Raw genomic sequence first — 24,300 nt, forward strand, 5'->3', positions numbered from 1 at the left:
AAACGTGAAAAAACTATGGCTGCTCGCAAGATCGCCAAAGTCGAGGTCAAACGCGACCTCTGCATCGGGGCTTCGCCCTGCGTCATCGCCGCTCCGGGCGCGATGGAACTCGACGCCGACAACAAGGCTGTCTACAAACTCAAGGACGGCCAGCGCCTGTCCGGTCCGGTCGAGCGCGCGCTTCTCGAGGACCCGACCGTCGACGACGACACGCTTCTGACCGCGGCCCAGTCCTGCCCGGTCAAAGCGATCTATCTTTACGACGAAGAGGGGAAGCAGATCTTCCCGGAATAATCTTCGGCTATGGCCGAAACCCGTTATCTCATCATCGGCGGCGGGGTCGCGGGGACCACGGCCGCCGATACCATTCGTAAACAGGACGCGACTGGCGCGATCACGATCGTCTCCGACGAGCCGTACCGGTTCTATTCGCGTATCATGATCTCCAAGCTGCATTATTTCCTGGGGAAGGTTCCGGCCGACCAGATCTGGCTGAAAAAAGAGGAATGGTATCGCGATAATCGCGTGAATCTGATCGCTGGGCGCACGGCCGCGAAACTGGATACGGCCGCCAAGACGGTGATCCTCGATGACGGCACGATGCTCGGCTATGACAAATTACTCCTGGCCATCGGCATCCGCGCCCGGCGCTGGACTGTGCCTGGTTCCGACAAACAGGGTATACATTACGTCCGGACGCTCGACGACTTCAAGGGCATCACGGCCGATGTGAAGACTGCCAGACAGGCGGTCGTGATCGGCGGCGGCGCCATCGGTTTCGAGGTCTGCGAACTTTTCCAAGCTTCCGGCCTCGACACCACGCTCGTGATCCGCGAACCGCATTACTGGGATCCGGTGCTTGACGCCGGTTCCGGCCAGATGATCGAGAAAGCCCTGGAGAAGGCCGGCGTGAAGATCGTGCGCGGCAAATATGTGACTGAAGCCTACGGCGGCGAGCGGGTCGAGGGCGTCATCCTGGAGAGTGGCGAAAAACTTCCCTGTCAGATCGTTTCGGTCGGCATCGGCGGCGTCTGCCCGCTCGATTTCGCGAAAGCCGCCGGCCTCGCGACCAACCGTGGCCTCGTCGCCAACGAATATCTCGAGACCAGCGCGCCGGACATCTGGGCGGCGGGGGATTGCGCTGAGTACCAGGACCTGATCTTCGGCGAGCGGACGCAGTTCGGCAGCTGGAGCAACGCCCAGTCGCAGGGTCGCACCGTCGGCGCCAACATGTCCGGACGCCATGAACCCTACCGCCTCGTGACCTTCTATGCCGTGAGCGGTCTTGGCTTGAGCATCGCCTTCATCGGCTCCGTGGCGCCGCCCGGCGCCGGCCGCGACGTCGTACCGCGCGGATCGCCGGAGGCTAATTCCTACGCTCGGCTGCTCCTCAAGGACAACCGCATCGTCGGCGCGACCCTCATGAACCGCACCGCGGACATCGGTCCGATCTCGAAACTCATCGAGAAACAGACGGACGTCGCCGGCCGCTACTCGGAGCTCGCGGACACGAATTTCGATCTCAAATCGCTTTTGTCGTAACCGACATTTTTTATGGCCGCCACCGAACAGCCCAAGATCCGCATCGGCTGGTTCTCTTTCTCCTGTTGCGAGGACAGCACGATCGTTTTCACGGAACTCCTGAACGACCACTGGCAGGAGTGGAAGAAGATCTTCGATTTTCGCCACGCCCGCGTCCTGAAGACGAAGAACGTGCTCGATGAGATGGATATTGCCTTCATCGAAGGAGCCATCGCGTCGGACAAGCAGGCCAAGGAAGCCGAGGAGATCCGCGCCTTGTCCAAAGTCGTCGTGGCCGTCGGCGCCTGCGCTTGCACCGGCATGCCTTCGGCCCAACGCAACGCTTTCACCGACGAGCAGAAGCAGGAGATCGAATTCCTGCTCGCGCGTTTCGCCGCCTCGCCCAAGGTCCGCAAACTCTCCGAGGTGATCAAGGTGGATGCCGAGGTCGGCGGCTGTCCGATGGATCCGAAAAAATTCCTCGCCGCGGTCGACCAGCTGGTCGGCCAGTTCCGGGGCGCTAAGTAGAACCGGTTATGCATACTTTCGACCTGAGTCTCGAACACGTCACCAAGGTGGAGGGCGCCGCGAACGTCAACGTCAAAGTGAAAGACGGCAAAGTGGAGTCGGTCCGCTACGAGATCGCCGAGTTCAAGCGCTTCTACACGCGCGGCATCGAGGGCAAGCCGCTCATGGCCATCCCGCAGCTCCTGGCGCGTATCTGCGGCACCTGCTCGAACGCACATCTCCTGTGCGCCATCGAAGCCTGCGAGCACGCGCTCGATCTACAGCCTACGCCGCAGACCATGCTGCTCCGCGAGCTCACCATGTGCGGGCTCAACATCCGTGACCACGCGCTGCATCTCTATCTGTTCGTCTTGCCGGACATCGTCGGCAAGGACGCATTGCTGGAGTTCGACGAGAACGACCCGGTCCAGCATCAGATGCTGCACGACGCTTTCGACATCAAGGCCGCCGGCAATTTCCTGGCCGAGCTCGTGGCCGGACGTTCCGTCCATGCGGTCTATCCGACGCTCGGCGGCTTCCTGAAGTTCCCGGACAAGGCCGGCGTGGAAAAAGCGATCAAACTGCTCGAGTCGGTCCGTCCGGCGGTCCTGCGCACGGTCGAGATCTTCGAAAAAGCGCCATTCCATCTGGATCGCAAGACCAATTACATGGCGCTCGTGCCCAAGGATCATTTCGGATTCATTGACGGCGAGATCCATGACAGCTTCGGCCACGTCGTGCCGGAGTCCGGCTTCCGCGATCATCTTGAACACGTCGTCCTGCCGTATTCGCAGGCTTCGGCTTACAAACATGAAGGCAAATCCTACATGGTCGGGTCGCTCGCGCGCCTGAATCTGGCCAAGGACCTGCTGCACGCGAAGACGAAAGAGTCGCTCAAGGAAACACTGAAACTCTTCCCCTCGACCGACATCTTCTACAACAATCTGGCTCAGGCCATCGAGATCCTGCACTGCCTCGACCGGGCCGTGGACGTCCTGAAGACCGTCGAGTTCAAGGCTGAACCGCTGGTGCGCATGCCGAACAAGGCTGGCGTTGGCATCGGCGTCGTCGAAGCGCCGCGCGGCACGCTCTATCATCGCGTGGAGACCGACGAAAAGGGGAATGTGGTCAGAGGCGAGGTCATCGTGCCCACCAACCAGAACCAGGTGAACATCGAGGAGGATGTTTGGAAGCTCATCCAGGACAACCTGGACAAGATGAGCCAGGAAGAGATGATCCACGAAATGGAGAAACTCGTCCGCGCCTACGACCCGTGCATGTCCTGCGCCGCGCACTTCCTGAAGTTGAAGTGGGAGGAGTAGCCTGATCCGCCCGCATCTTAGAATCATGACGACCGCGCCGCTGGCGCGATCGTTTTAGTCTTCGCCGGCGGTCCGGCGCTTGACAGCTTTTCGTTCGCGATCCATAATGGATAATGATTATCCACAAGGAATAATATGCCAATGAGTCCCAGCGAGATCGCGATCAGGGTGAAGCGCTTCGAGGCCGAGTGCCGGCGCCGCCGCCTGCCGCTCACGCCGCAGAAACGCGCTGTCTTCGAGGCTGTCGCCTCGACCGACCGCCATCCTACGGCGCAGGAGCTCCACGTCGCGATCCGCCGGCGGCTGCCCGATCTGTCCTTCGCTACGGTCTATAAGAATCTGGCTCTGCTCTCCAGCCTCGGCCTCGTCCGCGAGTTCCGGATCGGCGGGGGAGTCTCCCGGTTCGACGCGAACACCGGCGTCCACGCGCATGTCTATAGCCTCGGCTCGGACACGCTCCGGGACGCGGATGTTCGCGGGCCGTTGCCGCTCCCCAAAGGAGTGAAGGCTGGTTCGGTCGACAGCATCCTCTTGGTCTATTACGTCCATTAACGCATCAGCGAAAATATGTTGATCCTAGGAAAACCCGCGCCGGATTTCAAGGCCGTACCGGCCTACCAGACCGGCGAATTCCGTTCCGTCAGCCTGTCCGAATATCGCGGGCATTGGCTCGTCCTGTTCTTTTATCCGCGCGATTTCACTTTCGTCTGCCCGACGGAATTACGCGGATTCGCCGCGCACGAGCATGAATTCGAGAAGCTCGGCGCCAAGATCGTCGCCGCCTCGACCGATTCTCAGTGGTCGCATAAGGCCTGGTTCGAGCGCGACCTGCCGGAGGTGAAGTATCCGGTCCTGGCCGATACGGCGCTCAAACTCGCCGATGCTTACGGTGTCTTGAATGCCGATGATGGTTCCGCGGAGCGCGGACTCTTCATCATCGATCCGGAGGGGATCGTGCGCTACATCGTCGTATCGGCCTCGGCGGTCGGCCGTTCGGTGACCGAGACCCTGCGCGTCCTGCAGGCCCTGAAGAGCGGCGGACTTTGCCCGCTCGACTGGAAGGACGGAGAAAAAACGCTCGGCAAAGCCAAATAAGGGTTTTGCCAAAATGCTTGTCGTGAGACCGGTGATTGGGCCGCTAGCGGCCGGTCATCGGCGACCCGTTGCTTCGGCTCGGGTCGAAAGGTTAAATTCATCTATCTTATGAAACATAGTTTTGTCTTGTTAGGGGTACTCGCCGGCTCCGTACTTTTAGTTGGCGCCGGTTGTGCCGGCCAGACAACGGTCAGGACGCAAACAACGGAGCGTCCGGCGGCCGTTGCCGCTCTATCCGTCCCTCCGGCAGCCAATGCGCCGGATCAAGCTTCAGCGAGGGAAATCACTGCGGCTGAGGTCGCGAAACATAAGACGCCGGATGATTGTTGGCTCGCCATCAACGGCATCGTCTACGATGTTTCCGGTTACGCCACGAAGCATCCCGGCCGGGAGGCGGTCTACGCCGGTTGCGGTCGGGACGCGACGGTCCTTTTCGAGACCCGTCCGATGGGTTCCGGAACGCCGCATTCGGACAAGGCCAGGGCTTACATGAAGAATTACGAGATCGGAACGTATAAGCCGTAGCCACGGATAATTGCCGCCCGACGAAAAGACCGCGCTCCGACGCGGTCTTTTAGGTTATCGCAACGGTGGTGCGGCCCGGGTCAGCCATTCATCAGCGAATTTCGGATGAAGTCGAGCGCTTTCCGCAGCTCTATGCCTGGCGGCAGGCCGATGATGCGGAGATTTTTCAGTCGTCCGAGTTTTTGCAGCCATTTCAGGTTGGCGTAGGCGTCGAAGTCATGCGTAGTGAGGCGTGGCGCGGCGGCGAAGGCGTCCAGGGAAGCGAAGATGCGCGGTTCGGCGATGCCGACGACTGTGTCGATGACGGTCAGTTCCGACGGCACCTCCCACTCTTCATTCGGATCTTTTATTTCAAAAACAACGTCCGGTCGGAGTTTTTGGAGTTCTGGAATAAGTTTCAGCGGCAGGGAATCTTCCGGTAGGTCGGGATTTCCGAAAATATAGACGATCATAAAAGTGCTGAAGTTGGGGAGTGCTGGAGTGCTGAAGATTGAGTTATCCGACCTGTTTAGCAAGTGCCGCCAGTCCAGCGCAAAGACCCTCATAGCGGCAGATCAATCCGGCCGCCTCGGTTTCTGATAAGAATCCCAGGTCTTTGGCCAGGAGAAGAAAGTATTCGGTTTCTTTCGCCGACCCGCGAGCGATGGAAAGGAAATTTTTGAACTCTTTTTTACCGGAACGTCCGTAGCCTTCAGCGATATTGGCGCCGACTGATGTTGTTGAGCGTCGAATCTGTTGTGTAAGTCCGAATCTTTCTGTCATCGGAAAGGAGCTGGTGACCCGGTAGATCGACAAGGACAAGGCGCGGGCCTCTTTCCAGACGCGAAGGTTGCGGTGAGCACTATCGGTCATACGCCGCCGGACGTTGCCCCACCTGTCTAAAATAGTCAAATCTCCGGCACTCCAGAACTTCAGTACTTCAGCACTTGGTCAGATCGTCTTATTGGCGAGGGCAATGTGTTGTAGAGTGTATTTCCTCAATTGGGCCGCCTGCGCTTCGGAAATCACCTCGCAGGGCACGCCCCAGTGGACGCTCACGAGTTCGCCAGGCTGGATCTGTTCGATGTCCGAGCGCGCCTCGAGGCTGCGCCGGACCTGGCGTTTCGCCGGCTCGCCGAGCGCCAGTTTACCGCTGATCAAGAGCAGTGGTTCGGTCTCGATCATGATATTCGGACCGTCAACTTCCAGCACTTTGCCCCAGCTGATGCGGCATTCTTCCATGCTCTCGAGCGTGTGGGCGATCGGTAAATGCCCGGTCCGCTTCCAGATGTCGAGTACGTGGAAGGAGTGATGCGGCATGGCACCCTTGGCGATCTTGTCCTCGACCAGTTCGAACGAACGCGCATCAAGTTTCTTTTTCATCTGCAGGTTCTCGGCCAGGTGGCGGTGCAACCGTTGTTTGCCGACATTCTCCAGAAGTTCGTTGCCGATCCAGTAAGCCTCGACCACGCGGTCGTCGAAGGGGTCGCGGACACCGTTCGCGGCGGCGATAGTCGCGAGATAGGGGAACATCGTGGCGAAACCGCGCATCAGCGCCGCAAGTCCGGGATCGGTCGCACCTTCGTTGATGTACGCCAAAATCTCCTGATTGGCGTCAGGTCCGCAATAATGCAGGCGATTCGGTCCGAAAGCGTAGCGGCTGCAGCGGAGCACTCCGTCCATAGGTCTGCTTAGCCAGTAGTTAACGCGATCAGTTTACACTAATCCGGTCCAGCATTGAACAACATCCGGCCTCAGGGTATACTGTAGAAGTTAATCACCGCCTTAATTATGACAACTGAAAAATATCTTAAGATCGCCCTGCCCCTCACGCTCGCCGGCGTCCTGTTCTCCGGCTATCTGAGCGGCATCAAGTTCTTCAGCGGCATCTGCGCCTTCAAAGAAGCCTGTCCGACCTTCCTTGGATATCCGGCCTGTTATTATGGCTTCGCGATGTTCTCGACCATGTTCGTCGCCACGGTCATCGCTTTCGCCAAGAAAGCCGCCGGCCGCTGGCCGATCAGGCTGAACCTGATCGTGTCCGTCATGGGCATGATCTTCTCCGGCTCCTTCACGGTGCGCGAGATGGCGGTCTGGTTCACCGAGGGCTTCAAGTCGTTCGGCCTCCTCGGACTCTCGACCTGCGCCTATGGTTTCGTTTTCTTCATCATCGTCTTCGTTTTCTCGCTGGTTTCCTGTCTGAAGCGGGTCGCCTCCGACAAAGCCGCGGCTCCGGTCGTTCCGCCGCCAGCACCGCCGCAGGCCTAGGCAGCGTCAGATAAGATATCGGAACAACCCGGCTCATCAGCCGGGTTGTTTGTTCAGGCGTCGGAGAGTGCAGAAGCAGGGGGTTCGGGAGTGTGGTAAAATACAGTTAAGTGCTGGGTGGATCACAAATCAGGTCTCCCGCACTCCTTCACTCCCGCACTCTTTCTCTATGTCCCCAGAAGACATCATTCCGTTGATCAGCGACAATGCCCGGCTCGTGCTTGAGTCGCGATATTTGCTGCGGGACTCGAAAGGCAAACTGATCGAGACTCCAGCCCAGCTCTTCCGCCGCGTAGCGCGGGTGATCGCGGTCGAGGAACGGCATTATGGCGCGACGGCGGCCGAGGCCCGCAACTGGGAGAATCTGTTCTACGCCATGATGGCGCACGGCGAGTTCTTGCCGAACACGCCTACGCTCATGAACGCCGGCGCCTCGCTCGGCCAGCTTTCGGCTTGCTACGTCATTCCGATCAAGGACTCGGTCGACAGTATTTTTGACGCGCTCAAAGCCGCGGCCGAGGTCCATAAGTCTGGCGGCGGCACCGGCTTCGATTTCTCCGAGATCAGGCCGCGCGGCGATCTCGTGCGTTCGACCGGCGGCATCGCTTCCGGCCCGGTCAGCTTCCTGCATATCTTCGACGCCGTGACCGACGTCATCCGCCAGGGCGGCAAGCGCCGCGGCGCCAACATGGGCGTGCTGCGCGTGGACCATCCGGACATCCTGGAATTCATCGAGGCTAAGTTGCATGACGAATGCCTGCGCAACTTCAACGTTTCAGTCTCGGTCACGGACGCTTTCATGCGCGCCGTCGCCGCCGGCCGGAACTACAAATTATACAATCCCCACACCGGCAAGGTCGCGGCTGAACGCCCGGCGCGCGAGATCTTCGACAAGATCGTGGCCGCGGCCTGGCGCACGGGCGACCCGGGTATCCTCTTCATCGACGCGATCAACCGTCTGAACCCGACGCGCCACATCGGTCCGATCGCTTCCACCAATCCCTGCGGCGAAGTGCCGCTCCATCCCTGGGAGTCCTGCAATCTCGGCTCGATCAACCTGTCGAAACTGGTCGCAGGCGAACCGCTCAGCGGCAAATTCGACTGGCTCCGGCTCAAAGGGCTGGTCCACGACGCCGTCCGTTTCCTTGATGACATCATCGACGCGAATCGTTTCCCGCTGGAGCAGTGCGCCGCCGCCGCCCGAGACAATCGCCGCATCGGTCTGGGCATCATGGGTTTCGCCGAGGCCCTGATCCATCTCGGCATTCCGTATGATTCCGATGAGGCGTTGAAGTTCGCTGACCGCTTGATGGGCTTCATCGAGCGCGAGGGCCACGCCGCTTCCGCCGAGCTCGCCCGGCAGCGCGGCAGCTTCCCGAATTTCCGCGGTTCGCTCTGGCAGAAGCGGGGAGCGAAACGGATGCGCAACGCCACGATCACGACGATTGCGCCGACGGGGACGATCTCGGTCCTGGCCGGCTGTTCATCCGGCATCGAGCCGTTGTTCGCCGTTTCTTTCGTCCGGCACGTCCTTGAGGGTCAGCATCTCGTCGAGACCACGCCGCTGTTCCGCGAGGTCGCCAAAAAACGCGGCCTCTGGAACACCGAGCTTGAACTCCGCGTCGCGGCCAATGGCTCGGTCCAGGACGTGGAGGGTCTGTCCGCCGCGGAGAAGCGGATCTTCCGGACCGCGCACGAGATCAATGTGGCGCATCATGTCCGGATGCAGGCGGCTTTCCAGCGCCACACCGACAACGCCGTCTCGAAGACCATCAATCTGCCGGAGACCGCCTCGCCAGCCGAGGTCCGCAACGCCTATCTCGAGGCCTGGAAATTGAAGTGCAAAGGCATCACCGTCTATCGCGACGGCAGCAAGACGAATCAGGTGCTCACGACCGGCGCGGCGGCGGGCGGCAAGAAGGACCTCGTCGGCGCTGGCAGCGAATACGCCGGCGGCTGTCCGGCCGGCGTGTGCGCGTATATGCCGACGTGAGGAGTGGGGAAGTGCGGGAGAGACGGAGCCACGTCGTTCGCGAACGACGTGACGGAGCCGTGTCGCTCGCGAGCTATACGGCGGAGTGCTGGAGTGCGGGAGTGCAGGAGAGCTGAAGGTTTGAGATCAAACTCCAGCACTTCAGAACTTCAGTACTCCAGCACTCCCACACTTAATCTCTCCCTGACTCCGCAACTCGCCTATTCTTCCACGATGAACGCGATCTTTACGGCCACAACATGACGATCAGACATTCATTTGGTGAGCATATTATTTTCGAGTTTGTGATGGGCAGCGATAAAAAAAGAACGCCGCAGAGGGCGTTCAATGAGAAGGTGTTCGGCCGCTGTTATTCCGGCTTCTCGAGCGGCAGGTTGATGTCGATCGGCCAGTCGCTTTCCCGGACGGTCACGACCGCATACTGGACGTGGTCATCCATCAGTGTCTGGATCGTCGGTCCTTCATAGCCACAGGGTTCCCAGTTGAATCTGATGGTCGGAACCGCGGCGGCGTTGTCCAGCTTCACGCGGATCCTCTCGAGCGGTAGTGATGAGATGGCGTAGATGCCGTCCGGCATCTGCCAAGCGAATCGCACGATCACCTGCTGTTGTGACGAAGACCCGTAGCTGCCGACAAAGAGGAAGAATCCTCCCGTTGCCCGCGAACTGGTCTCGGTGCGTTCCGCTATCTTGCGGAGCTGGTGTTCGCCCTGCAGGATCGCGTCTGTAGCCGCTTGGTTCTTCGCCACGTCTTGCATTGTCAGACAGCTCATTGAGCAAGCGGCGATGACTGACATCAAGATGATCTGTCGGAACATGGTTCACTCCTTTTGTGAAAGTACCAGTGACGAGGCTATCCTAATATTTGAGATTTGGAAAGTCAATCGTTCAGCCGGGGGAGAGGCAGCAAGCGCTCTTCAAAAGTCCGTCCGGAAATGATATAATATTTTCATGAAGAAGTTCGACCTTAAACCCGGCGAGTCCGATATCCGCGTCGTGGCCACCACCAAGGCTGGTTTCCTGCAGGCCGCTTTAGAGGGCGCTTTTGCCGTGGGCGGCATTGATTTCGCTAAAATGACCGAAGATGGGACGCCGCCAGCCACTGATCGCGAGCGCCATTTCACGGTCGAAGCCGCTGATTTCACCCAGATCCTGATCGCGCTGCTCAACGAAGCGCTCAAATTGGCCGCGGAAAAGAAAGAAGCCTATGCCGGCCTGCGCTTGGCGCTCATCACCGACAAGAAGGTCGAGGGCGACTTTTTGGGCCAAGGTGGCCTTAAATTGAAGAAAGAGATCAAGACCGCCGCTTGTTCGCCCGAGGGTGTCCACAAGAACCAGCTCGGCTACTGGGAAGCGAATATTGAATTCCGAGTCTGATGTCCGAGAGTCGTCCGATAGTGTCCGGGGCCGCGTTCAAGGCGGCTTTTTACTTAGGCTGCGCCGGCCTCGTCGAGAGTCTGGCAGCACGCGAATGTAAGTATGGTTTTCGCTGACCGGCATGAGGCCGGAGTCAAATTAGCCGCCGCTCTCGGTAAGTACGCCGGCCAGCCGGACGTGGCGGTGGTCGCTTTGCCGCGCGGCGGCGTCGTGCCTGGGAGGGTCGTCGCCGACGCCCTGGACGCGCCGCTCGACATCGTCGTGCCGCGCAAGATCGGCGCGCCGTCCGACGAAGAGTACGCGATCGGAGCCGTCACTGAAGCTGGTCAGGTGGTCTGGAACGAAGCGGAGCGGGCCGGGTACGATCCAGCCAAGCTTGCAGCGATCATCAAGAAAGAGACGGCCGAGGCCGCCCGGCGACTCGGCAAGTTCCGCGCCGGCCTGCCGCCGCTCGATCTTCGCGGCAAGATGGTCATCATCGTTGATGACGGCGTCGCCACCGGTTTCACCATGCTGGCCGCGATCGCCACGGTCAGGTCCCGGCAGCCGCGCCGGATCGTCGTGGCCGTACCGGTGGGTCCGCCAGATTCCTTGGCCCGGATCGGGTCGGTTGCCGATGAAGTCATCGCTCTTGAGCGGCCGGATTCGTTCCAGGCCATCGGTTCGTTTTATGAAGAATTCGACCAGGTCGATGACGGCGCTGTCATGCGCTTGTTGCATCCCCAGTCGGATTAGGTCTGAAGATCATGTTTTTTCAGCATAGTTACGCCGCAAGGCGTTATTTTATTGCTGGCGGCCCGCTGCCCGAACCAGACCAAGGTCCGGCTGCCTGTACAGTAGCGTTGACAAAAGCCGGTTTTTAGGCTACATTGTCCTGTCCGCTTTGAATCAGCGTGACATCAGCTTAAGCGGCTGAAAAGCCGCCCCGATCCTTAACATCTGCCGTCATCACGGGAGGTTTGCCATGATCAAGCGCTCAAGCGTTGTCTGCTGGTGCAGTTTCGTCTTCGCCGCTTGCGGCTCTCAGAACGCGTCCGGCGGGGATCTGGTCCTGGAGACCAGCCTCGTTTGCGATCGCACCGCGAGCGCGTCGTCTTCGGACTATCAGGACGAGTCGCTGCTCGCGACCGTCGCGTTCGCCGACTTGGATGTCGCCGCGGCCGCTCCGGCCAGCGACGCTTCCTTCGAAGCCGCGTCCGCCAAATCGGCGGTCTGTCCGCCGGAGGCCGAGCAGTGTCTCGACCAGTGCTGCGACAATGGTCCGAGGTCTGAGCCGACATCGACCGATTACGTCATCACGCGCGAGGATCGCGACGCGGCCAAAGCCGCCGGCCAGAACGTGCTCGAGTATCTTTACGGCTCCGCGGCCGTGAACGTATCGCGCTTCAACCGGCTCGACCCGCGCTTCGCTCACGCCGGACACAAGCTCCGCGTGCCGCAGCTGGCCGAGGGCGAGGTCTACACGCCGCTGCCGCAACGCTACGAACCAGCGAAGGGCCAGGTCAAGTTCATCCTGGTCGACCTCAAGCGCCAGTTCGTCGGACTTTATGAGTGCGGCCAGCTCAGAGATTCGTTCCCGATCAGTTCGGGACGTCTCAGCCGCGGTCCGCATGGCGAGAACTACCGGACGCCGACCGGCACCACCAAGGTCCGCGCCAAGAAGATCGACGCCAAGTCATCGAAATATCCGGAACCGAACGGTGGCGCGCCGATGCCTTACGCGGTCAATTTCCGCGGTTCGGCCTACTGGATGCATGGCGGCGATCTCGTCGGTTCGCCGGCTTCGCACGGTTGCGTGCGCCTGCTTCTCGAGGACGCCAAAAAGATCTTCGCCTGGGCGGAGATCGGCATCCCCGTGAGCGTCGTGAGTTCTTTCGACTGAGTCTTTCCGCCCCCGCCCTTTTTGGGAGGGGCGGTTTTTTTATCTGGCCAAATCGTCTCGCAGCCGTTATCATTTCTTCAGCGAGAAAATTTGGCGGCGCGTTATTTTTGCGGCGCTATCCGATGAGTCTATGGCCAGACATTATGACATCAAGGTCCGCGGCCGGGTCCAGGGCATCTATTTTCGTCTGGCCGCGAAAGAGCTGGCGCAGCGGCTGCTGCTCGCTGGCCACGTCAAGAACGAATCCGACGGCAGTGTGAGCGTCGCGGTCGAAGGGGAAGCGGCCGCGCTCGAGACTTTCGCAGCCTGGTGCCAGCGCGGGCCGGAGCAGGCGACGGTCAAGGAAGCGGTCGTGACGGAGGGCGAAGTCGTCGGCCTGACGCAGTTCCGCATCTTGTGAACGGCTTCGGCTGGCGGGGCCGTCATGCTATCCTATATATAAGATGAAAGCAGGGGGAACTTCCGAATATGACCGAGCGCAAGCAAAGGATCCTGGTCGCCGCGGCGATCCTGCTCGTCGGTCTGGCCGGCGTCGCGATCCTGGCGGCGGTCAGCGGGACGGCGGCGAAAAAGACCATTAATCCTATCATCGGCAGCGGTCATATGAAGATCACCAGTCCGCAATTCGAGCAGGATGGCGCCATCCCGGCGCGGTACACCTGCGACGGGGAGAACATCAATCCGCCGTTGCGCGTGAGCGGCGTGCCGGAGGAAGCCCGGACGCTGGCGCTCATCGTTGACGATCCGGATGCCGCGGCCGGCGCCTGGACCCATTGGACGGTCTGGAATATTCCCGCCGCCGATATCGTCGAGATCGGCGAGAAGTCCGTGCCGGGAGGAGCGGTCGAAGGCCTGACTGATTTTGGCCGCGCGGGTTACGGCGGTCCCTGCCCGCCGAGCGGGGAGCATCGTTATTTTTTCCAGGCGTACGCGCTGGACGCGGAATTGGAGCTGACCGCCGCAGCCGGCGTGAAAGAGCTGGAAGCGGCCATGCGGGATCATATTTTGGACAAAGCCGGTCTCATCGGGGTTTACCGGCGGCAGCCATGAATTCTCGGCCGCCGGGCGGAGCGTCAGCCGCCTGATGTGGGGATAAATCGTCTGGCCTGATAGCCAAAAAAAGGTTATTATGGCTTATCGCTGGTCTCATCGGCCGGCTTAACTGAGTTAAATCAAGGGATTCTATTTATTTTTTACAGCTTTATGATCCACGAAGAACAGCAGTCGGCCCGCGCTTTGACGCTCTCGCCGAAGATGAGTTTCATCCTGGGCATCGTCGGCGGAATCTTGGTCTTCTGCACCATCGGTTTTTTCATCCTGTTGTCCATCGTCCTGAAGGGCAATATCGTCCCGGCGGAGAATAAACAGCCGGCTCCGGCTGCCGCCAACGTCAACGATCAGGCCGCGGCTCCGGCCGAACAGCCGGGAGAACAGGTCGGCGAGGTCGCTCCGGTCACGAGCGATGATCATGTTCTCGGCGACGTCAACGCTCCGGTCACGCTCATCACTTACACCGATCTCCAGTGCCCTTACTGCGAGAAATTCCACACGACCATGCAGCAGGTCATGGCTGATTACAAGGGCAAGGTCCGCTGGGTCTATCGGCATTTCCCGCTGTCGTTCCACCCCTTCGCCATGCCGGCCGCGAACGCCGCGGAATGCGCCGCGGAGCAGGGTAAGTTCTTCGAGTTCGCCGACAAGATCTTTGCCGACCAGGCGAACATCGGCACCGCTCTCTTCGACAAGATCGCGGTCGAGCTCAAGCTGAACAAGTCCAAGTTCGACAGCTGCGTCAAAACCAGCAAGTATCAGGCTCGCATCGACAATGATCGCACGACCGGCGGCGCGGCTGGCATCAGCGGTACTCCCGGAACGATCATCCTGACCGCCGACGGCGGCAAGCAGCTCATCCCGGGCGCCCTGCCTTACGAGAGCGTGGCTGGCATGATCGACAGTGTGCTGAAATAGAGCGAGACGATCCGCGTGACCTTCGACCGACCCGGCCCAGCGCCGGGTCGGTTTGTTATCTTGGCGGAGGGGGGTGTCGCTTGACGGTCAGTGTCTTTGCCGTTACTTTGCCAACAGCTCTTTACCATTCCAAAGGAGAACCACATGGAACTCGCGGAAATGCGCGCGACAGCGAAACGACTTGAGCGCCGACGCGTGTGCTGGCTGATCGCGACCCTAGCGTCATATCTGGTGACCGGCGTCAGCCTTGGCGCCATCTTTTTCGCCACCAGCGATCAGCGACCGGGATCGGTAGCGCCTGCGATCATCCTGACGGTGTTCGTGGGCGGCATGATCCTGATGAGGAGCTGCGTCGGTCGGACCACAGCTGTTTACAGGCAGATCAAACTGCTCGAAGCGGTCGTTGCCGAAGGGGAAGTGGCCCGCGTCGAGGCGTTCCGCATCACCCCTGACAATCAGCCGGTATACCGCGTCCATTTTTCCGATGGCCGCTTGCACGAGGTCAACGCCATCCTTCCGGTTTTCGTCGGCGCTGGCCAGCATGTCCGGATGTTCGAGAATGGTCTGGGAAGACACCGTTTCGAACGGATCTGATCCGGCAGCGGGATTTTTCCAGCTTTGCCGTCGGATCATCATGGACAGCTCGAAAAATCGCCTTTCAAGCCAGCCTGGTCTTCGAATGAGGCTCCTCAGCCTCATTTTTATTTTCAATTAGCGCGTTTTTCGGCCGCGCCACGGTTGACTTTTTCGGCCGTTTCGTCTATACTCAAGCGCACGTCGAATATTATAGCCAAAGGATCGCGCCCCGCCGCCGCGCGCGGGACTCCGGCCTAGCCGCAGATAACGTATGGATCACAAGGAAATTCGCAACATCGCCATCATCGCCCACGTCGACCATGGCAAGACCACGCTCGTCGACGCGTTATTGAGGCAATCGCACGCCCTGAAGAAGGACGTCGGCGGTGAATTGATCATGGATTCCAATGATCTGGAACGCGAGCGCGGCATCACGATCTTCTCCAAGAACGCCGCGGTCGAATATCAGGGCGTCAAGATCAACATCATCGACACTCCCGGCCACGCTGATTTCGGCGGCGAGGTCGAGCGCATCATGCGCATGGTCGACGGCGCCATCCTGCTCGTGGACGCCAAGGAAGGCCCGATGCCGCAGACCAAGTTCGTCCTCCGGAACGCCATCAAAGCCGGCCATAAGATCATCGTGGTCATCAACAAGATCGACAAGCCGGAGGCCCGCGTCGAATGGGTGCTGAACAAGACCTTCGACCTGTTCGTCGAACTCGGCGCTTCGGACGAACAGACCAATTTTCCCGTGCTGTACGCTTCGGGCGTCAAGGGTCTGGCCGGTCTGGAATCGGATCTCGACAAGATGACTGACATCCGGCCGGTGTTCGACACCATTCTCGAGGTCATCAAACCGGCCCGGGCGGAGATGGACAAGCCGCCGCAGATGCTCACGGTCAATCTGACTTACGACAATTTCAAGGGCAAGATCGCCATCGGCCGCCTGTATTCCGGCACGCTGCGCAAAGGTATGGAGGTCATGCATATCGCGCGCGACGGTAAGATGAAGAAGGTCAAACTGACCGGCGTCATGTCTTTCGAGGGGTTGCAGCGCGTGGATCGCGACGAGGTTTACGCCGGCGACGTCGTCGCCGTGGCCGGCATTCCGGACGTGTCCATCGGCGAGACCATCTGCGATGTCGAGCACCCCGAGGCGCTGCCCATCATCGCCATCGAAGAACCGACGGTCAAGATGACCTTCGGCATCAACACGTCGCCGTTCTCCGGCCAGGAAGGCCAATTCACCACCTCGCGGCAGATCAAGGAGCGGCTGGAGCGCGAACTCGAGACCGATGTGGCCCTGCGCCGCTTCGAGACCGAATCCATGGATCGCTGGACTCTGGCCGGCCGCGGCGAGCTGCACCTCGCCATCCTCATCGAGAAGATGCGCCGCGAAGGTTTCGAACTGGAGGTCTCCAAGCCCCAGGTCATCTTCAAGGAAGAGGGCGGCCGCAAACTTGAGCCTGTGGAACAGGTGACGATCGAGGTGCCGGAGGAGCACGTCGGCGTGGTCATCGAGAAGATGGGCCAGCGCCGCGGCGAGATGACGGATATGCGCGTGGAGAACAAGACGGCCTATCTGGAATTCACCATTCCGACCCGCGGCCTCATCGGCTATCGTTCCCAGCTGCTCACCGACACCAAGGGGTTGGGCATCATGAATTCGCTGTTCCTCGGCTACGAGGATTACAAGGGTGATTTTGACGCCAACGCTCACGGTTCGCTCGTCGCTTTCGAGGACGGCGTGACGGTCACTTATGGCCTGGTCGCCGCTCAGGAGCGCGGCCAGCTGTTCGTCGGTCCGGGCGTGCAGGTGTATGCCGGCATGGTCGTCGGCCAGAACGCCAAATCGGATGATATCGAAGTGAACGTCTGCAAAGAGAAGAAGCTTTCCAATATGCGTTCCAAGGGTGACGGCGGCAGCGCCAAAGTGGACGTGCCGCGCACCATGGGTCTCGAGGATGCGCTCGAGTTCATCAGCGACGACGAGCTGGTGGAAGTGACGCCGAAGAACGTCCGCATCCGCAAGACGGTCCTGGATCATCTGGCGCGCAAGCGTTCCGAGCGCGACGCCAGCAAAGAATAAGTAATCACAAATCAGCCGGCAGCTAGTGGTTGGCAGCCGCTAGCTGCTTTGTTGCTGGTCGGGAGGTCGGCATCGTGGTAAAATTATCCTGTAACCGTTATCCTATGACCAACCAAGAATCCAAAAAGATCACTTGCGAACATCTCCAGAAGCTGCGCACCGGCGAGTTGGAGCATATCGTGCTGGACGTGCGCGATGAGGCTGATTTCGAGACTGGGCACATCACGGATTCGATCCATGTCCCGGCGCGTGAGCTTGAGACCAATCTGCCGAACCTGCTTACGAACAAGGAGCGCAAGGTGGTCGTGGTGGTCGGTCCGACGCAGGAAGCCGAGATCGAGCGCTTGCATGAGCAGTTGGCCGGTCTGGGTTACAGCAACGTCGAGTTCCTGGCCGGCGGTATCGACCGCTGGTGCGAGATCGCGCCGCTCGAGATTGAGCCGGAACTGGTCGAGCTGACGCCTGAGGAATCCGGGTTCGTCGGCGATGAACTGAATGAGATCGATCCCGAGGGCAAGGACAACGAGCCGCTGATGTGAGTTGAGCCGCCGCCGTGGGCGGCAGGGGAGCGTGGTTAGTCCGGTACAAGCTGGTTTTGTCAAAGACTCTTGACAAAACATCAGAAATATGATAACGTCATTGCGAGTGTCAGGTCGATTTTAAGCGCCCTTCCGAGGGCGTTTTTTTGTTTTTGTTCAGCCAAGAAACGGCATTTTTAGAGAACTCGCGAAATTGAATCCGGGCCCTAGCAGTGCTATAATTTGAATAGCTTGTCATATGTCAGACGCTGCTGTTACAGCCGAAAATCGCCTCCAAGGGCTGGATTATCTCTCAGAATTGCCCCAGGTCCGGCCGCACAACCACGAAACGCGGTTGTTTCCGGATGGTTTTTTGTGGGGCAGCGCGACCTCGGCGCATCAGGTCGAGGGCGGCAATGTGCTGAACGATTGGTACGGATGGGAGAAGATCCCCGGGCATATCGTGGACAGGACGGTTTCCGGCAAGGCTTGCGACCACTACCATCGCTACGAACAGGATTTCGATCTGGCCGCGGAGCTCGGTCAGAACGCGCACCGCTTGTCGGTGGAATGGTCGCGGCTGGAGCCGCAGGAAGGGCAGTGGGACGTCGACGAATTCGTCCATTACCGGCGAGTGCTCGAATCGCTGAAACGCCGCGGCATGAAAGTGATGCTCACGGCCTGGCATTTCACGCTGCCGCAATGGTTCGCGGCGCGGGGCGGCTGGCAGGCGCGCGATGCCGTCCGGCTCTTCTCCAGGTTCGTCGAGAAACTGGCCGCGGAGTACGGCGATCTGGTCGACGTCTGGGTCACGATCAACGAGCCGATGGTCTACCTGTCAAATTCCTACACCATCGGCGTCTGGCCGCCGGGCCAACGTTCCGGCTGGTCGACCTTCCGGGTCTTCCAAAAATTGGTCCAGGCGCACCGTGCGGCCTACAAGACCCTGCATCGCCGCCTCGACCGCCCCGGCCGCCGGGCGCTCGTCGGCATCTCGCAGAACGTGATCACGTTCGAGCCGTACCGCAAAGGCTCGTTGGTCGACGCAGTGTTCGTCTGGTTCGCGGACCGGGTGTTCAACCGGCAGTTCTTCATCTGGACCAAGGGGCGCCATGATTTCATTGGCATCAATTATTATTTCCATTACCGGGTCAAATACGTTCCCTGGAAGGTCTCGCAGTTCTTCTACGAGGTGCACACAGAGAACCGCAGCGTGAGCGATCTGGGCTGGGAGATCAATCAGCAGGGCATCTTCGAGGCGATCATGAACATGGCACGCTACAAGCTGCCGATCTACATCACCGAGCACGGCGTGGCCAACGCTGACGACAGCAAGCGGCCGCGGCTCCTGGTCGCCGGCATCATGGAGATCTACCACGCGATTCGCGCCGGCGTGGATGTGCGCGGTTATTTCCACTGGTCGCTCTTGGATAATTTCGAATGGGAAAAAGGCTACTCCGGCCGTTTCGGCCTCGTGGCCATCGATTACGCTAATGGCCAACGGACGCCACGCCGCAGCGCTTACATCTATCAGGACATCTGCCGGGCGAACGGTATGCCGCATCAGCTGCTCAAGTTCACGGGGCACGGGATCAGGTGGTGATGAAGAGACGGAGTCAGGGAGTGCTGGAGTTGCGGAGCCGTCATTTTATTTCGTGTCGTCTCTCCTTCAATCTTCGATCGATGATATAATGACCATATGAAACTGACGCTCTACGGCGCGGCGCAGGAGGTGACCGGTTCCTGCACGCTCATCGATACCGGCCGGACGCGGGTGCTCATCGACTGCGGCCTGTTTCAAGGCGCGTCGGTGGCGCATGAACGCAATCTCGACGAGTTCAAATTCGACCCCAAAAGCCTGGATGCCGTCATCCTGACCCACGCCCACATCGATCATATCGGCCGTTTTCCCAGACTGGTCAAAGCGGGTTTTTCTGGCCGCACTTTTGCCACGCATCCGACCAAGGCGCTGACCAAGCTCATGTGGGTCGACGCGGCCAAGGTCATGAAAGATGACGCCCGACGCCACAAGAAAGAACCGATCTATCTTCTGGATGACATCTGGCCGGCCTACGAGCTGGTCCATGGCATGCCCTATGACACCGAGATCGCCATCGCCGGTGATTTCAAGTTCCGTTTCCGCGAGGCTGGGCACATCTTCGGCTCGGCCTTCCTCGAGATCGAAGCGGCCGGCGTCCGGCTGACGGCCTCGGGCGATCTGGGCAATGATAACGTGCCGATCCTGCGGCCGACCGTCGACGCGGCGCCGTCCGATATCGTGCTGCTCGAATCCACCTATGGCGATCGGCTGCATGACGCGCCGGGCGAGCGGGTGAAGCGGCTCAAGGCGGCCATTAAGGACACCGTCAAGCGCCAGGGCACGCTGCTTGTGCCGGCTTTTTCGCTCGAACGCACGCAGGAGATCCTCTATGAGTTGAACGGCCTGGTCGAGAATCATGAAGTGCCGCGGATCCCGGTCTTCCTCGACAGTCCGCTAGCGATCAAGGTCCTGCCGATCTACCACCAGTTCTCGGAATATTACAACCGCGCGGCCAAGGAGCTCGCCAAGCGCGACAATTTCTTCGATTTCCCCGGACTCAAGGTCACCCGCAAGCCGGACGAGTCCGCCGCCATCTCTTCCGTGGCTCCGCCCAAGATCATCATCGCCGGCAGCGGCATGATGCATGGCGGGCGCATCATGCATCATCTCGTCGAGTACCTGAACAACGACCGCAACACGCTCGTGATCGTCGGCTTCCAGTCGGCTGGCACGCTCGGCCGCCAGGTCATGGAGGGCGCGAATCACGTGGTCATCGACCATGAGGAGATCATGGTCCGGGCGAAGGTCGACATCATCGGTTCGTATTCGGCGCACGCCGATCAGGCCAAGCTGATCCGCTGGGCGACCGGCGGCAGCGCGCAGCCGAAGAGGATCCTGTTGAACCATGGCGAACTTTCCGCCATGGAGGCGCTGGCGGATATGCTCAAGGAGCGGCAGGGGATCGATGTCGCCATCCCGTCGCCGGACCAGGAGATTGAGATCTAATGGGAATACGTATGAAGTTAAAAAAGATCTCGTATTCAAAATTGAATTCAAGGCAGCGAGAAAATTATAATTTTCAAAAAATTGCCGCGAAATTGGCGGATTATGGGTTCAATGCAGTTCGGTTGAGCGATGACTGGCAGGGCGCAGATGCTGTGGCTATCCATGTCGACCAAAAAACTTTTTTGAAAGTCCAGGTTAAGGGTAGATTTTCGTTCGACAAAAAATATATCGGTAAAAATATCTGGATAGCATTTCATGATAAGGACACAGACACGTATTATCTTTATAATCATGACCGTTTGCTTAAGAAGCTCCCCGATGTTTTTCGTTATGTGAGTAGGAAAGGGAGTCGAAATACGCCGCATATTTCCGCGGAACATAGACGGGTGTTGGAAGAGTATAAATTTTGAGCGAATCAAGAAAAAAGCCGTCCCGGAGCCGGGGCGGCTTTTTTGCGCGAGCGCGTCAGGATTTCAGCGCGGCGTCGATGACGTCGGCGATGGCCTGATCGCGGCGAATCTGGAGTTCGACTTGCTTTTTCGAGATCAGCACCAACGCATCGGCAGCCTTTTGGCGGATCTCGGCGAGGCCTGAGCCGGCTTCAGCGAGCCGGTTCAGGTTCAGGAGGCTCAGGAAGTCGAAGTTGCCGTTGAGACTGAGATCGAAGATCAGATCGAGCGTGTCGTCCGGGAGGGTCAGTTCGACCTCGATCTTGGCGGCCGTGTCGGCCAGATCGCGGTACTTGTCCAGTTCTTCCTGGAAGTGGCGCAGTCGGCGGTTGACCCGCTGGATCGCTTTCTTGGCTTCCTCGGTCTCGATATGAGAGAGGGCGCTGACCATCTTGCTCTTCGAGAACAGATCGAACGTCTCGCAATTCGAGGCTTTGTCGACCTCTCGCACGGCCGTGCTGATGGCGTGGAGCAGACTCTCGGCTGTTGTCGCAGCGTTTGTCGCCAGGATATGGGCGGCGTTCAGACGGGCGAAGTCCGGATCTGTTTTGGCGAGGTGGTCGATTGCCGCTTTTTTGGCCAGTTCAGCCGCGGTCTCGATCTCTTGCGTGTAGCGCAGAGCGAGTTTGTCGGTCTCGACGGCCTCCGCGACGGTCCGCTGATAGTCCGCGGTCAACCCTCTGTTGCCGCCGAACCAGCCGGCCAGATACTTCTCGCGAAAACCCATCTTCGAGCGCAGTGCGTCGAGTTCGTTCTTCAGGCGCGAGCGGTGGCCTTCAGCGCGTTTGAGTTTGCGGCGATATTCTTTTTGGGCGTCGGTCAGCTCCCAGATCCGGCGGCAGAAATCAGCTGTGAATTCCATCGGTCGCCTCCTTGGCAAAGAGCGTCGGGATTCGGACAGAAAATCCGGATACCGCAGGATATCGCGCCCGGGGCGTAGTGTCAATTTCGCGCAGCCGCCGGTCGTAAACACTGAAGAGGGACGCACATCAACAAAAAAATGGCTTATTTCAGCGCCGCCATTTCAACCCCGGGACAGTCCCCAAATTGACAGATAGCTCGCGAATGGTTAACGTCGTCCCAGTGGTTCTTTAGAAAATCCGATCCCCATCACCGAACAGGAGACAGAGCCATGGCCGAAAAAGAGAACGCCGAGATCGAGGCTACTGATCCCTATCGCTGGCTCGAAGATAACGCGACACCGCGGGTTCAGGACTGGCTGAAGGCGCAACAAGAACGGACCGAGGAATATTTCCGCCAGCTGCCGATGAGAGATGGTCTGCGCGAGCGGTTCCGGCAATTGTTCGCGCTGGACACGGTCGGTATGCCGTACCCGTATCAGGGACGCTATTTCACGACCAGACGTTCCGCTGGCCAGGACATGCATGTCCTGTATGTCCAGGACGGTCTGACCGGCGAGCCGCGCGTCGTGCTCGATCCGCATACCTTCTCAGCCGATAAGTCCGTGACCTTGTCGAGCTGGGCGCCGTCACCCGACGGCGGCTTGCTCGTTTACGGTCTGTCACAGGCCGGCAATGACAAACGGTCCCTGCACGTCCTGAACGTGCTGACCGGCGAGAAGTTCGCGGACACGATTCCTGATGACTTCTATCCGGCTTTCAGCGCTTGGAACGTCGATGGCACCGGTTTCTGGTATGCGAAACACGACCCCCGCGCGTCCATGGAAGAAGCCAAGCTTCATAAGCGGCTCTATTACCACGCGCTGGGCACCGCCTGGCCGGACGATCCGGTCGTCTTCGGCGAAGGCCGCGACAAGGAAGATATGGTCAGCGGTGGTCCGACCGAAGACGGTCATTATTTCTTGGTCACGGTCTACGGCCAAGATAAGGAGGCTGGCCGCGAATGGAACGAGGTTTGGCTGCGCGATCTGCGGGCTTCTGACGGTGCTTTCACACGCATCGTCGATCGTCGTCCCGGAACGTATTGCACGGTCTCGATCCATCGCGACCGGCTGTACTTCCTCTCCAACCAGGACGCGCCGCGCTGGCGGATCCTGGAACTGGAGATCGAAGCGGCCTTGGCTGGCGGTACCGCGCCGCGCGTCCTCATCCCCGAGGGCGCGGGCGTTATCGAGTCCCACGCCCTCGTCGGCGACAAGCTGTTCGTCGGCACGCTCGAGGACGTCCATACGGTCCTGCGCCAGTACGATCTCGGCGGCCGATTCGTGCGGGAAGTGGCGCTGCCTACGCTCGGCAGCGTCGGTGGTTTCGCTTACGAAGAGGAAGGTGAAGAGTTGTTCTTCGACTTCGATTCGTTCGCGGTGCCGCCCACGATCTATCGGCTCGATCTCCGGACGGACGGCCTCGCGGTCTTCGCCCGGGCCGAAGCCGGATTCGACACTTCGCGCCTGGTCACGGAACAGGTCTGGTATCCGTCTGGTGACGGCACCCGTATCCCGATGTTCCTGATCCATGAGCAAGGACTCGCGCGCGATGGCGACCGGCCGACGGTGCTTTGTGGTTATGGCGGGTTCGACATCAGTCTGACCCCGTCGTTCATGAAGAGTGTCGTGCCGTTCCTGGAGCATGGCGGCGTCTATGCCATCGCCAACCTGCGGGGCGGCGGCGAGTTCGGTGCTGCCTGGCACGAGGCTGGCATGAAGAAGAACAAGCAGAACGTGTTCGATGATTTCGCCGCGGCCGCGCGGTGGCTCATCGACTCGGGTTACACGCGGCGCGAGCGCCTCGCCATCGAGGGCGGCAGCAACGGCGGCCTGCTCACCATGGCGACCATCACGCAGCACCCGGATCTAGTGGCGGCAGCGATCGCTCAGGTGCCGGTCACTGACATGCTCCGCTACCACCTGTTCTTCGGGGGCGTGTACTGGATCCCGGACTACGGCGATCCCGATGATCCGGACATGCGGCAGTATCTGCTGACGTACAGTCCGTATCACAACGTGCGCGACGGCGAGAAATATCCCGCCACGCTCATCTCGACCTCGGATAACGACGATCGCGTCCATCCGATGCATTCGTACAAGATGGCCGCGCGTCTCCAGGAAGCGAACGCTTCGGAGGGCCCGATCTATTTGCGGGTCGAACTCAAAGCCGGGCATGGCGGCGCCAGCGCCGTCTCCAAGTATGTGGAGCAGGCCGCGGACGAATGGAGTTTCATCTTCGACCGGCTCGGCATCAAGTGGTGACAGTCGGCCACCAGGGC

The 24,300-nt window shown here is 59.8% G+C and carries 27 protein-coding genes; 22 read left to right on the forward strand and 5 right to left on the reverse strand.

The features are described 5' to 3' along the window. Positions 1 to 15 precede the first annotated feature (15 nt). The 7 genes from WCT10_00320 to WCT10_00350 all read left to right on the forward strand — a co-directional run bounded on the left by WCT10_00320 (position 16) and on the right by WCT10_00350 (position 4,970). A complete protein-coding gene (locus WCT10_00320; protein MFA6603266.1) occupies positions 16 to 294 on the forward strand; it encodes a ferredoxin in 279 nt (92 codons plus the stop codon). A 9-nt stretch (positions 295 to 303) separates the two neighbouring features. Further along, positions 304 to 1,542: an FAD-dependent oxidoreductase gene (locus WCT10_00325; protein ID MFA6603267.1), complete on the forward strand. Its 1,239-nt coding sequence runs from the start codon at positions 304 to 306 to the stop codon at positions 1,540 to 1,542. A 12-nt stretch (positions 1,543 to 1,554) separates the two neighbouring features. Then, positions 1,555 to 2,049, forward strand: coding sequence for a hypothetical protein (locus tag WCT10_00330; GenBank protein MFA6603268.1), 495 nt, complete (start codon positions 1,555 to 1,557; stop codon positions 2,047 to 2,049). 8 nt (positions 2,050 to 2,057) lie between these two features. Next, complete coding sequence (locus tag WCT10_00335; protein ID MFA6603269.1) at positions 2,058 to 3,350, forward strand: Ni/Fe hydrogenase subunit alpha; 1,293 nt, start codon at positions 2,058 to 2,060, stop codon at positions 3,348 to 3,350. A gap of 135 nt (positions 3,351 to 3,485) precedes the next feature. Continuing rightward, on the forward strand, positions 3,486 to 3,902 hold the full coding sequence (locus WCT10_00340) for a transcriptional repressor (protein ID MFA6603270.1): 417 nt from the start codon (positions 3,486 to 3,488) through the stop codon (positions 3,900 to 3,902). A 15-nt stretch (positions 3,903 to 3,917) separates the two neighbouring features. Continuing rightward, positions 3,918 to 4,445, forward strand: coding sequence for a peroxiredoxin (locus WCT10_00345; protein ID MFA6603271.1), 528 nt, complete (start codon positions 3,918 to 3,920; stop codon positions 4,443 to 4,445). 108 nt (positions 4,446 to 4,553) lie between these two features. Beyond that, complete coding sequence (locus tag WCT10_00350) at positions 4,554 to 4,970, forward strand: cytochrome b5-like heme/steroid binding domain-containing protein (GenBank protein ID MFA6603272.1); 417 nt, start codon at positions 4,554 to 4,556, stop codon at positions 4,968 to 4,970. A gap of 80 nt (positions 4,971 to 5,050) precedes the next feature. On the opposite strand, the gene WCT10_00355 is transcribed toward WCT10_00350, so the two are convergent. The 3 genes from WCT10_00355 to WCT10_00365 form a co-directional block, all read right to left on the reverse strand. Beyond that, positions 5,051 to 5,422: a hypothetical protein gene (locus WCT10_00355; GenBank protein MFA6603273.1), complete on the reverse strand. Its 372-nt coding sequence runs from the start codon at positions 5,420 to 5,422 to the stop codon at positions 5,051 to 5,053. A 43-nt stretch (positions 5,423 to 5,465) separates the two neighbouring features. Continuing rightward, positions 5,466 to 5,822 carry a four helix bundle protein gene (locus tag WCT10_00360; GenBank protein ID MFA6603274.1) on the reverse strand — a complete coding sequence of 119 codons (357 nt, stop codon included), beginning with the start codon at positions 5,820 to 5,822 and terminating at the stop codon, positions 5,466 to 5,468. 78 nt (positions 5,823 to 5,900) lie between these two features. Further along, positions 5,901 to 6,632, reverse strand: coding sequence for a DUF6390 family protein (locus WCT10_00365; protein ID MFA6603275.1), 732 nt, complete (start codon positions 6,630 to 6,632; stop codon positions 5,901 to 5,903). A gap of 108 nt (positions 6,633 to 6,740) precedes the next feature. Here WCT10_00365 and WCT10_00370 point away from each other — a divergent pair, with 108 nt between their 5' ends. Together WCT10_00370 and WCT10_00375 are read left to right on the forward strand one after the other, a co-directional pair. Further along, positions 6,741 to 7,217, forward strand: coding sequence for a hypothetical protein (locus WCT10_00370; protein MFA6603276.1), 477 nt, complete (start codon positions 6,741 to 6,743; stop codon positions 7,215 to 7,217). Positions 7,218 to 7,386: 169 nt separating this feature from the next. Beyond that, positions 7,387 to 9,210 (forward strand): adenosylcobalamin-dependent ribonucleoside-diphosphate reductase, encoded by a 1,824-nt coding sequence (locus WCT10_00375; protein ID MFA6603277.1) that lies wholly within the window; start codon positions 7,387 to 7,389, stop codon positions 9,208 to 9,210. Positions 9,211 to 9,559: 349 nt separating this feature from the next. Here WCT10_00375 and WCT10_00380 read toward each other — a convergent pair whose 3' ends face one another. Beyond that, positions 9,560 to 10,027, reverse strand: a complete 468-nt coding sequence (locus tag WCT10_00380) for a hypothetical protein (GenBank protein ID MFA6603278.1) — start codon at positions 10,025 to 10,027, stop codon at positions 9,560 to 9,562. 133 nt (positions 10,028 to 10,160) lie between these two features. Between WCT10_00380 and WCT10_00385 the strand changes: the two genes are divergently transcribed. From WCT10_00385 to WCT10_00440, 12 genes are all read left to right on the forward strand, one after another. After that, positions 10,161 to 10,586, forward strand: coding sequence for a hypothetical protein (locus WCT10_00385; protein MFA6603279.1), 426 nt, complete (start codon positions 10,161 to 10,163; stop codon positions 10,584 to 10,586). Between the two features lie 102 nt (positions 10,587 to 10,688). Beyond that, positions 10,689 to 11,321 (forward strand): phosphoribosyltransferase family protein, encoded by a 633-nt coding sequence (locus WCT10_00390; GenBank protein MFA6603280.1) that lies wholly within the window; start codon positions 10,689 to 10,691, stop codon positions 11,319 to 11,321. Positions 11,322 to 11,550: 229 nt separating this feature from the next. Beyond that, entirely contained in the window at positions 11,551 to 12,468 is a 918-nt protein-coding gene (locus WCT10_00395) for a L,D-transpeptidase (protein ID MFA6603281.1), read from the forward strand. Positions 12,469 to 12,598: 130 nt separating this feature from the next. After that, on the forward strand, positions 12,599 to 12,868 hold the full coding sequence (locus WCT10_00400) for an acylphosphatase (GenBank protein MFA6603282.1): 270 nt from the start codon (positions 12,599 to 12,601) through the stop codon (positions 12,866 to 12,868). 68 nt (positions 12,869 to 12,936) lie between these two features. Continuing rightward, positions 12,937 to 13,518: a YbhB/YbcL family Raf kinase inhibitor-like protein gene (locus tag WCT10_00405; protein ID MFA6603283.1), complete on the forward strand. Its 582-nt coding sequence runs from the start codon at positions 12,937 to 12,939 to the stop codon at positions 13,516 to 13,518. 153 nt (positions 13,519 to 13,671) lie between these two features. Then, positions 13,672 to 14,436, forward strand: a complete 765-nt coding sequence (locus WCT10_00410) for a thioredoxin domain-containing protein (protein MFA6603284.1) — start codon at positions 13,672 to 13,674, stop codon at positions 14,434 to 14,436. Between the two features lie 144 nt (positions 14,437 to 14,580). Next, positions 14,581 to 15,030, forward strand: coding sequence for a hypothetical protein (locus WCT10_00415; GenBank protein ID MFA6603285.1), 450 nt, complete (start codon positions 14,581 to 14,583; stop codon positions 15,028 to 15,030). 253 nt (positions 15,031 to 15,283) lie between these two features. Next, positions 15,284 to 17,104: a translational GTPase TypA gene (gene typA, locus WCT10_00420; GenBank protein MFA6603286.1), complete on the forward strand. Its 1,821-nt coding sequence runs from the start codon at positions 15,284 to 15,286 to the stop codon at positions 17,102 to 17,104. Positions 17,105 to 17,208: 104 nt separating this feature from the next. Continuing rightward, positions 17,209 to 17,643, forward strand: a complete 435-nt coding sequence (locus WCT10_00425; protein MFA6603287.1) for a rhodanese-like domain-containing protein — start codon at positions 17,209 to 17,211, stop codon at positions 17,641 to 17,643. Between the two features lie 238 nt (positions 17,644 to 17,881). After that, positions 17,882 to 19,225 carry a glycoside hydrolase family 1 protein gene (locus WCT10_00430; protein MFA6603288.1) on the forward strand — a complete coding sequence of 448 codons (1,344 nt, stop codon included), beginning with the start codon at positions 17,882 to 17,884 and terminating at the stop codon, positions 19,223 to 19,225. Between the two features lie 96 nt (positions 19,226 to 19,321). Further along, positions 19,322 to 20,668 (forward strand): MBL fold metallo-hydrolase, encoded by a 1,347-nt coding sequence (locus tag WCT10_00435; protein ID MFA6603289.1) that lies wholly within the window; start codon positions 19,322 to 19,324, stop codon positions 20,666 to 20,668. 11 nt (positions 20,669 to 20,679) lie between these two features. Then, positions 20,680 to 21,078 carry a hypothetical protein gene (locus tag WCT10_00440; protein ID MFA6603290.1) on the forward strand — a complete coding sequence of 133 codons (399 nt, stop codon included), beginning with the start codon at positions 20,680 to 20,682 and terminating at the stop codon, positions 21,076 to 21,078. A gap of 55 nt (positions 21,079 to 21,133) precedes the next feature. Here the strand turns inward: WCT10_00440 and WCT10_00445 are convergent, their stop codons facing one another. Then, complete coding sequence (locus tag WCT10_00445; GenBank protein MFA6603291.1) at positions 21,134 to 21,979, reverse strand: hypothetical protein; 846 nt, start codon at positions 21,977 to 21,979, stop codon at positions 21,134 to 21,136. Between the two features lie 270 nt (positions 21,980 to 22,249). Here WCT10_00445 and WCT10_00450 point away from each other — a divergent pair, with 270 nt between their 5' ends. After that, the gene (locus WCT10_00450; GenBank protein MFA6603292.1) at positions 22,250 to 24,283 is read left to right on the forward strand and encodes a prolyl oligopeptidase family serine peptidase; all 2,034 of its coding nucleotides are present in this window, start codon (positions 22,250 to 22,252) and stop codon (positions 24,281 to 24,283) included. The last annotated feature ends 17 nt before the right edge of the window (positions 24,284 to 24,300 follow it).

The sequence above is a fragment of the Patescibacteria group bacterium genome (assembly GCA_041667185.1).
GTDB lineage: Bacteria > Patescibacteriota > Patescibacteriia > SG8-24 > SG8-24 > JBAYFM01.

Bases quoted from the DNA above. Each gene is read 5' to 3' on its own strand.
- WCT10_00335 (MFA6603269.1), top strand. From the start codon at position 2,058: ATGCATACTTTCGACCTGAGTCTCGAACACGTCACCAAGGTGGAGGGC.
- WCT10_00340 (MFA6603270.1), top strand. From the start codon at position 3,486: ATGCCAATGAGTCCCAGCGAGATCGCGATCAGGGTGAAGCGCTTCGAG.
- WCT10_00360 (MFA6603274.1), bottom strand. From the start codon at position 5,822: ATGACCGATAGTGCTCACCGCAACCTTCGCGTCTGGAAAGAGGCCCGC.
- WCT10_00440 (MFA6603290.1), top strand. From the start codon at position 20,680: ATGAAGTTAAAAAAGATCTCGTATTCAAAATTGAATTCAAGGCAGCGA.
- WCT10_00450 (MFA6603292.1), top strand. From the start codon at position 22,250: ATGGCCGAAAAAGAGAACGCCGAGATCGAGGCTACTGATCCCTATCGC.
- WCT10_00320 (MFA6603266.1), top strand. From the start codon at position 16: ATGGCTGCTCGCAAGATCGCCAAAGTCGAGGTCAAACGCGACCTCTGC.
- WCT10_00365 (MFA6603275.1), bottom strand. From the start codon at position 6,632: ATGGACGGAGTGCTCCGCTGCAGCCGCTACGCTTTCGGACCGAATCGC.
- WCT10_00345 (MFA6603271.1), top strand. From the start codon at position 3,918: ATGTTGATCCTAGGAAAACCCGCGCCGGATTTCAAGGCCGTACCGGCC.
- WCT10_00415 (MFA6603285.1), top strand. From the start codon at position 14,581: ATGGAACTCGCGGAAATGCGCGCGACAGCGAAACGACTTGAGCGCCGA.
- WCT10_00400 (MFA6603282.1), top strand. From the start codon at position 12,599: ATGGCCAGACATTATGACATCAAGGTCCGCGGCCGGGTCCAGGGCATC.
- WCT10_00380 (MFA6603278.1), bottom strand. From the start codon at position 10,027: ATGTTCCGACAGATCATCTTGATGTCAGTCATCGCCGCTTGCTCAATG.
- WCT10_00350 (MFA6603272.1), top strand. From the start codon at position 4,554: ATGAAACATAGTTTTGTCTTGTTAGGGGTACTCGCCGGCTCCGTACTT.
- WCT10_00325 (MFA6603267.1), top strand. From the start codon at position 304: ATGGCCGAAACCCGTTATCTCATCATCGGCGGCGGGGTCGCGGGGACC.
- WCT10_00375 (MFA6603277.1), top strand. From the start codon at position 7,387: ATGTCCCCAGAAGACATCATTCCGTTGATCAGCGACAATGCCCGGCTC.
- WCT10_00435 (MFA6603289.1), top strand. From the start codon at position 19,322: ATGAAACTGACGCTCTACGGCGCGGCGCAGGAGGTGACCGGTTCCTGC.
- WCT10_00410 (MFA6603284.1), top strand. From the start codon at position 13,672: ATGATCCACGAAGAACAGCAGTCGGCCCGCGCTTTGACGCTCTCGCCG.
- typA (MFA6603286.1), top strand. From the start codon at position 15,284: ATGGATCACAAGGAAATTCGCAACATCGCCATCATCGCCCACGTCGAC.
- WCT10_00385 (MFA6603279.1), top strand. From the start codon at position 10,161: ATGAAGAAGTTCGACCTTAAACCCGGCGAGTCCGATATCCGCGTCGTG.
- WCT10_00425 (MFA6603287.1), top strand. From the start codon at position 17,209: ATGACCAACCAAGAATCCAAAAAGATCACTTGCGAACATCTCCAGAAG.
- WCT10_00355 (MFA6603273.1), bottom strand. From the start codon at position 5,422: ATGATCGTCTATATTTTCGGAAATCCCGACCTACCGGAAGATTCCCTG.
- WCT10_00445 (MFA6603291.1), bottom strand. From the start codon at position 21,979: ATGGAATTCACAGCTGATTTCTGCCGCCGGATCTGGGAGCTGACCGAC.
- WCT10_00405 (MFA6603283.1), top strand. From the start codon at position 12,937: ATGACCGAGCGCAAGCAAAGGATCCTGGTCGCCGCGGCGATCCTGCTC.
- WCT10_00330 (MFA6603268.1), top strand. From the start codon at position 1,555: ATGGCCGCCACCGAACAGCCCAAGATCCGCATCGGCTGGTTCTCTTTC.
- WCT10_00395 (MFA6603281.1), top strand. From the start codon at position 11,551: ATGATCAAGCGCTCAAGCGTTGTCTGCTGGTGCAGTTTCGTCTTCGCC.
- WCT10_00430 (MFA6603288.1), top strand. From the start codon at position 17,882: ATGTCAGACGCTGCTGTTACAGCCGAAAATCGCCTCCAAGGGCTGGAT.
- WCT10_00390 (MFA6603280.1), top strand. From the start codon at position 10,689: ATGGTTTTCGCTGACCGGCATGAGGCCGGAGTCAAATTAGCCGCCGCT.
- WCT10_00370 (MFA6603276.1), top strand. From the start codon at position 6,741: ATGACAACTGAAAAATATCTTAAGATCGCCCTGCCCCTCACGCTCGCC.